Raw genomic sequence first — 6,707 nt, forward strand, 5'->3', positions numbered from 1 at the left:
CTTCTCAGGTGTGAGGCGTGGTCCTTGGAGGTGGAGGTAGTGCCACTCGATCAGGCTGGCAAGCTGGGAGAGTTGGGTTTCATCGAGGACGTTGTCGAACCTCGCGTGGGCTGAGCCGAGGAGCATGGCGTTTGCGGTGTCACAGGTGTCTTTTGATACGAGGATGATGGGGATGTTCTTGTGGTGGGCGTAGCCTGCTTCGAAAGCGGTGCCGGTATCGTCGTCGTCCACTATGGCGACGAGGAGGTTACATTGGTCGAGCAGCTTGAGACAGGTTTCCTTGATCTGTTTTGATAACGTTAGCTTGTGCTTTACGTTTCCCTCAATGTTCGGCGCGTACTGGAAGGGGTCGATGAGGGTGAGGGGTTCGCAGTGTTTAAGTCTGCCGAGGTGTTCCTTCAGCCGGGCGATAAACTGTTCCTTGAAGTTCGTCTGTGTCTCTGTGAAGGCGGGATGGGCGATGTAGACGTGCATCGACAAACCTCAGTCGGTATGGCTCAACGTACTCCAAGTATAGCTTACTACTACCTCCGCAGGCAACCATTGCTGGTGCCGATCCTAAACACGTGCTTGACAGAGTCGTTAGAAGACGAAGGAAGGGTGGTAGATAGCAGTGACGCTTATGCAACGGCTTCGATGAACCTTCTGATGTGCCGCCCAAGTGTACCGTTGGCTTTGACGAAGGAGTTCTGATAGCCTGGAATCAGACGCTTGACCTGCTGCGAGGTGAAGTTTCTGCCGTTCCTTGCTTTGATATTTCTTTCTTCTAAAATCCTGCAGATATCCACCAGCCGCGGAGATTTCTTGTAGAGCTGATTCACGATACGGATTACTTCTTGCTCCTCGGGATGTTCTTGCAGCCCGTTTCCGTTTCTACGGTAGCCGTAAGGGACAGAACCTACCACGGCGCCTTGGCTCTTCTTATACTCCATTGCCCGTTTGGTGCGGTACTTTACCTGGCGCCGTTCCATTTCGCCGAGGAAGGCCTTCATAGCGAAATTAAGCCACCCATCGGGAAGAGAGGTATCTACTTGCCCTTCGACGGTGTGGAGCTCGATGTCACGCTCGTCGAGGAAACGTTCAAGCGCAAGCAGGGTGAGCATATCCCGTGAGAGTCGTTCGAGAGAATAGAGCACAATAGCGTCGATGCCGTTGCTCTCTATCCTGTCGAGTAATACCATGAATCCTGGACGTGTCTTGTTCTTTCCTCCTGATATGCCGGCGTCCTCAATGATATCGATCAGGGCAAATCCTTTGTATGAGCAATACCCCTCAATGCGAGCCCTTTGATTCTCGAGACTGACGCCTTCCCGGCCCTGTTCCTCGGTGGATACCCTGATGTAGCCGATTGCCTTCATATTTCTATATTACATTATTTCATTACGCAATTCATATGTCAAGCATTTTTTATTTCATTATTTAAATAAATATGTTAAATTTTCTTCACCGATTATCGTCAGGAGTGACACTATGACAAAACGCGGCGATGTGCAACGCGAGGTCTATACCACGAGGCTTGCCCCCGACTTGATCAAAAAGCTGAAGCACCTGGCGGTTGATGAGAGCAAGGCGGCGAACGAGTTGTTGGAGGAAGCGATCAGGCTACTGCTCTCGAACAGAAAAGCGAAATGACGGTGATTAGGTAGTCTGATGAGATTGGCCAACCGTTATTATAGCAATGCCAAAGTGTAGGGGTTTTGCTTTCGTTTTGCTGTATCTTCAAGATGCGCGCCAGCACGAGTGATCTTTCTTTCGACAAACGTTGTTAGATTTCCCTTTAAATGTGTTTGGGGCCTCCAAGAAGCCCAGAATACCAATAGGTCTGCCGGTTGGGAGTCGGGGTTGGGACACTCTTTTCAGGTTAAGGCGTCGATGACATCGATGTTGGCAGTATGTTGGCAGAGATGGCAGGAAAGATTAATCTCTATGTCCGGTAAGGTGTGGATTTTATTATGGGCCGTCAAGGATTCGAACCTTGGGCCTCCTGATTAAGAGTCAGCTGCTCTACCGGACTGAGCTAACGGCCCCAAGAACCATTCTTATAGCACAGGAACGATTTTAATTCAAAGCATTTTTGAACGTACCGCAATTATCTTGGGTCTGCTATAATTATAGAACTACATGCAAAAAGGAGGGGAGTATGTTTTTCATGAACATTTGCACATGGAGGCCGGAGGACGAAAAGGCAGTTGCCAAGAGAAGGGTGGGATGGACATGGCCCGAGGGCGTGAAAGTCGTCGGCGAATTCTTTGATCTTCAGGGGTGTCGTACCATCAATGTTGTGGATACCGACGCAAAGGGGCTCATCGCCAGCAGAGCCGCCTGGCTCGACCTCCTTAAATTCGAGACCTTCCCGGTCTATCCCTTTGGAGAAAGCCGTAAAATGATGAAGAAATAGCCAGCGAATAAAGCTCCATCGGGAGCAAGGAATTCGGTTGACTAATGAGAGACCGCTATGTTAGATAAAAGTGCCAGGCAGTTTTATGGCAAAGAGTGATAAGCCCAAAGCCAACAAAAGAGAAGCGTTCAATTCTTTTCTGTCATACGGGGCTCTGGGTCTGGAAATGGGTCTATGCGTCGCGATCGGTCTCGCGGCGGGATTATATTTGGACCGTCGCTTTGAAACAACTCCTATTCTGACACTCGTTTTCCTGGGATTTGGTCTGGCAGCGGCGATGAAGGCCATCTACCGGACCTGGAAGAAGGCCGAGAGAGAAAGCGATAGCGAGCAATGAGAACGCAGGAAGGCATGCTCACAGAGATCGAACGGATCAATGTGGTTATCCTGGCAGTCGGCTGTATGGCGGCTGCGGTGATCATGCGTGAGTTCAAGTACGTTTTCAGCTTCGGTGTCGGCAGCGCTATCATGACGCTCAATTTTAGATTCTTGCGGAAGGGCGTAGAAGGCATTTTTCAGTACATGCAGCAGGGGGCCCCGTCCGAAGGCAGTCCGCAAGATAACAGGCAATTGAGCAGGCGGATCAGCAGGAAGGCATTTATTGTCAAACTTCCGCTCCTGTTCCTTGCTCTGGTGACTGCCGTTACGCTCGTAGTACTCTATGGCGATATCAACGTGGTCTTCTTTCTTTTAGGTCTTTCGACTGTTTTCATTTCAGTTTTACTGAGCTACGTAGCATCCGCCTTCAAGCCGGTGGGCGAAAGGAGTAAACAGCATGGAGCATGAAGCCTTTTCATGGGTACAATTCATTCCGGGCTTATCGAGCCTGCCGCCTCACGTGTCTAACGGCATCCTCGTCTCTGTCATACTCCTTGTCGTTGTCATTCTGGGCTATCGCAGTCTAAAAAAACACGAGGACGATGTAGTGCCGGAAGACAAACTGACAACGAGAAACTTTGTCGAGGTGGTTGTAGAAACCATTTCGGGGCTCGTTGAAAGCACCATGGGACCGCGGGGACCGGAATTCATGTTGATCATAGGCACGCTGGCCCTCTTCATTCTTTTCAATAACCTCTCCGGCATTGTTCCCGGGTTTGTGCCCGCGACGGATAACGTGAACACGACGTTCGCCTGTTCCCTGACGGTTTTTGTGCTCACGCATATATACGGTGTGAGGGAACACGGCATCAAATATCTCAAGCATTTTGTGGGTCCATTCTGGTGGCTTGCAATTCTTTTCGTACCGATCGAACTGATCGGTCACCTGGCGAGGCCACTCTCGCTGGGCTTGAGGCTCTTCGGGAATATAACGGGCGACCATCTCGTCACGGCTATTTTCTTCGGCCTGGTGCCCTTTCTTGTTCCCCTGGTGGTTATGTTCCTGGGGCTTTTTGTTGCGTTCGTTCAAACCTTTGTGTTTATACTATTGTCGATGGCATATTTCTCTGGGGCGGTTGCCCACGAGGAACATTAATATACAAAACTATCGCGGAAGGGGGTGACACTGAATGAAAAAACTGTTTTCGGTTCTCGTACTTCTCGGAGTATTGATGGCGTTCTCCTGCGGAGTTGCAATGGCTGCCGAGGAAGGTAAAGGCCTTGACCCTCAGGTAAAGGCTATGATCGCTCTTGCATCGGGCATCGGCATAGGGATCGCGGCCCTGGGCGGAGCGCTCGGGCAGGGCAGGGCGGTCGCATCTGCACTGGACGGGATTGGTCGAAATCCCGGAGCGTCTGGGAAGATTTTGACTCCGATGATTATCGGTCTTGCAATGATCGAGTCTCTGGTCATTTATTCCCTCGTAGTCTCTTTGATGCTGTATTTGAAGCTTTAGTTCCCGATCGGATGACAAGGGAGAGGGGCAGACTAAAGAAGACATGGGGGTTTGCCCCTGAAAAAGGGGTTGATGGAAGAGCAGCATAAAGAGAGGGAGCCCGGCACTATTGGTCAACTCTACCACATGGTGCGGGACTTCCTGAGAGACTTCTGGCGCGAATCAAAGAAAGGAACCATCAGACACAAGAAAGGCATAGTGGTTTTCTTTGCCTTTGTGTTTGTCTGTGTCGCCATTCTTGTAATAGGCGCATTCAAGCTGTCGGAGACCCCGGCCTTCTGTGGCGTCTGCCATAACATGAAGGTCTATGTGGACTCCTGGAAAGCGTCCACCCACCGCAAGGTCGCCTGCATCGAGTGTCACTACAAACCGGGATTCGCAAACCATCTCAAGGGGAAGTGGAGAGATGGCCAGCTTTCTCTAGCGTACTTTATCACAGGCAAAGGCCCCACCAAGCCTCACGCTGAGATAGACGATGCAAGCTGCCTGCAGAGCGGCTGCCACAAGCGGGAAGACCTGCGAACGCCGGTTGTTTTCAAGAACGTGGTATTTAACCATCCCGACCACATCGAACAGATGCGGAGACAAAAGCAGCTTCGCTGCACCACCTGCCATTCGCAGATCGTGCAGGGAGCCCATATGATTGTCACTGACGTCGAATGCTTCATCTGCCACTTTTACAAGACCAAAGAACAGAAGGGATATATAACCGGATGCGGCTCCTGCCATTTTGAGGCGCGGGGCGACATTCAGGTGAGCCCGAACTTCGTCTTCAACCACAAGAGTTATATAGCCAGGGGAATCAAGTGCGAGCAATGCCATACCACGGTGGTGTCAGGAGACGGACACGTACCGGAATTTGCTTGTCTTCAGTGCCACAATAGACGCGAGATATTGACCGCCAAGTATACGCCCGAGTTTCTCCATAAGAATCACGTGACAGATCACAAGGTGGAATGTTTCAGCTGTCACTCAGCAATAAAACATCAAATAGTCGGCCTGCATTACAAAGGACAGCCTGCCGACGCGTGTTCCGATTGTCATGCGGGCGGCGTGCATATGGAAAAAATAAACATGTACCTGGGCAAAGGAGCACGCCTGGCGAACGAGCAGCCGAACAGGATGGCTGTCATCAATATGGATTGTGATGTCTGCCACGGGAAGCAACTGGATCGGAAAGCCGTGCGCGGGAGTTGTAAGGACTGCCACGGCACTATCACAGACGGCATGGTAGACAGGTGGCAGAAACTCGTGAAAGATAGCCAGCAGGAAATCATGAAGCTCCTCAATGAGCTGAAGAGCGCTGCGGGACAAGGCGCCGCAAGCCCTGCGATCAAGAAGGTAATGGATGACGCACTCTTCAACTACAATTTCCTCACCAGGGGAAACGGGGTGCACAACATCGTGTACAGCATGCAGATCGTGAATGCCACGAAGAACGCACTCCAGGAAGCAAAGGCCAAGGTCAAAGGAGAAGCGTCCTTCAAGCCTGTGCCATTCAAGCTCTCGTGCACACAGATCTGTCATGGCGAGATCATGGATAAGAAGGTCTCGTTCGGCAGCGTCAGCTTCGTTCACGAAATTCATGCAGGGGGCGAGGACTCCTGCCTCAAGTGCCACAGCGCCTACGCGGATCATGGCAAGACTGCGCTGAAGGGATGTTCAGAATGTCATCACGGCGAAGGCATGGGCAAGGTATCGTGTAAAGATTGTCACGCAGCGGAATACGCCATGTACACGGGTGCCGGTGTAAAGGGCGTCAAGGAAGCCAAGGATTCAATGTTCGGTAAGGTCACCTGTGTGGAGTGTCACAAGAGTGTAAAGCAGGGAAAGAAGGAGACCCTTGCCGCGATCAAAGCAAATTGCGCTGCCTGTCATTCTAAAGAGCAGGCTGACCTCGTGCAAGACTGGTCTAAGCAAAATAAAGATATCTCGACGAAATATACACCTGTCCTCGCAGGATTCCAGAAAGAAATTGCGGCGATTGAAACCAAAGAGGGCAGACACTCGGTGCCGCTGAGAGCGCGCTATGATGAAATAAATCAGGAACTCAGCTTCATACTGAAGGGTAATTATGCACACAATCCAGAGTATGCGGATGCGATCGTAGCCAAGATGAGCCGTGACGCGAAGGCTCTGGATGAGATGATAAAGACGAAGAAAGCGGGAAAAGAAATATTCGTTCCGGCACCGCAGCAAGTAAAACAAGAAAAAGCTAAACCGTAGACATCAGACCACAGACTTCACTACAGACCTCAGACATCAGACTTAAACTTCAAACCTTAAACTTTAAACCTTAAACGTTGCTTTCGCGCAGCGGCCTGATTCGTTAGCTCACCTGAGTTTTTCTCGATTATCGTCAAGGGATGCCAGTTCCTGCAGGCCGCCCGCCCCGAACTTCTTTATCTTTACCCCTCCCGGCATTTTGGGAAAATCAGAGAGTATGCACAACTCATCCGGCAGTTTCTGCTTTG

The 6,707-nt window shown here is 50.8% G+C and carries 9 protein-coding genes and 1 tRNA gene; 7 read left to right on the top strand and 3 right to left on the bottom strand.

What is annotated here, in order from left to right:
- Together VMT71_00005 and VMT71_00010 are read right to left on the bottom strand one after the other, a co-directional pair.
- On the bottom strand, positions 1-474 hold a 474-nt coding region (locus tag VMT71_00005), incomplete at its 3' end, for a nucleoside 2-deoxyribosyltransferase (GenBank protein ID HVN22322.1).
- A 146-nt stretch (positions 475-620) separates the two neighbouring features.
- Positions 621-1,358, bottom strand: a complete 738-nt coding sequence (locus VMT71_00010) for a recombinase family protein (GenBank protein ID HVN22323.1) — start codon at positions 1,356-1,358, stop codon at positions 621-623.
- Between the two features lie 112 nt (positions 1,359-1,470).
- Between VMT71_00010 and VMT71_00015 the strand changes: the two genes are divergently transcribed.
- Positions 1,471-1,632: a hypothetical protein gene (locus tag VMT71_00015; protein ID HVN22324.1), complete on the top strand. Its 162-nt coding sequence runs from the start codon at positions 1,471-1,473 to the stop codon at positions 1,630-1,632.
- 321 nt (positions 1,633-1,953) lie between these two features.
- Here the strand turns inward: VMT71_00015 and VMT71_00020 are convergent.
- A tRNA-Lys gene (locus VMT71_00020) sits at positions 1,954-2,027 on the bottom strand.
- A gap of 113 nt (positions 2,028-2,140) precedes the next feature.
- Between VMT71_00020 and VMT71_00025 the strand changes: the two genes are divergently transcribed.
- From VMT71_00025 to VMT71_00050, 6 genes are all read left to right on the top strand, one after another.
- Positions 2,141-2,398, top strand: a complete 258-nt coding sequence (locus VMT71_00025) for a DUF3303 family protein (GenBank protein HVN22325.1) — start codon at positions 2,141-2,143, stop codon at positions 2,396-2,398.
- 85 nt (positions 2,399-2,483) lie between these two features.
- The gene (locus VMT71_00030) at positions 2,484-2,735 is read left to right on the top strand and encodes an AtpZ/AtpI family protein (GenBank protein ID HVN22326.1); all 252 of its coding nucleotides are present in this window, start codon (positions 2,484-2,486) and stop codon (positions 2,733-2,735) included.
- Positions 2,732-3,184 (top strand): hypothetical protein, encoded by a 453-nt coding sequence (locus VMT71_00035; protein ID HVN22327.1) that lies wholly within the window; start codon positions 2,732-2,734, stop codon positions 3,182-3,184. The genes VMT71_00030 and VMT71_00035 overlap by 4 nt, the downstream gene beginning before the upstream one ends.
- Positions 3,174-3,872: a F0F1 ATP synthase subunit A gene (gene atpB / locus VMT71_00040; protein HVN22328.1), complete on the top strand. Its 699-nt coding sequence runs from the start codon at positions 3,174-3,176 to the stop codon at positions 3,870-3,872. The genes VMT71_00035 and atpB overlap by 11 nt, the downstream gene beginning before the upstream one ends.
- Before the next feature lie 34 nt (positions 3,873-3,906).
- Positions 3,907-4,233, top strand: a complete 327-nt coding sequence (locus tag VMT71_00045; protein ID HVN22329.1) for an ATP synthase F0 subunit C — start codon at positions 3,907-3,909, stop codon at positions 4,231-4,233.
- A 72-nt stretch (positions 4,234-4,305) separates the two neighbouring features.
- Positions 4,306-6,459, top strand: coding sequence for a cytochrome c3 family protein (locus VMT71_00050; protein ID HVN22330.1), 2,154 nt, complete (start codon positions 4,306-4,308; stop codon positions 6,457-6,459).
- Positions 6,460-6,707 lie beyond the last annotated feature (248 nt).

The organism is Syntrophorhabdales bacterium (genome assembly GCA_035541455.1).
In the GTDB taxonomy this organism is placed as follows: Bacteria; Desulfobacterota; Syntrophorhabdia; order Syntrophorhabdales; family WCHB1-27; genus JADGQN01.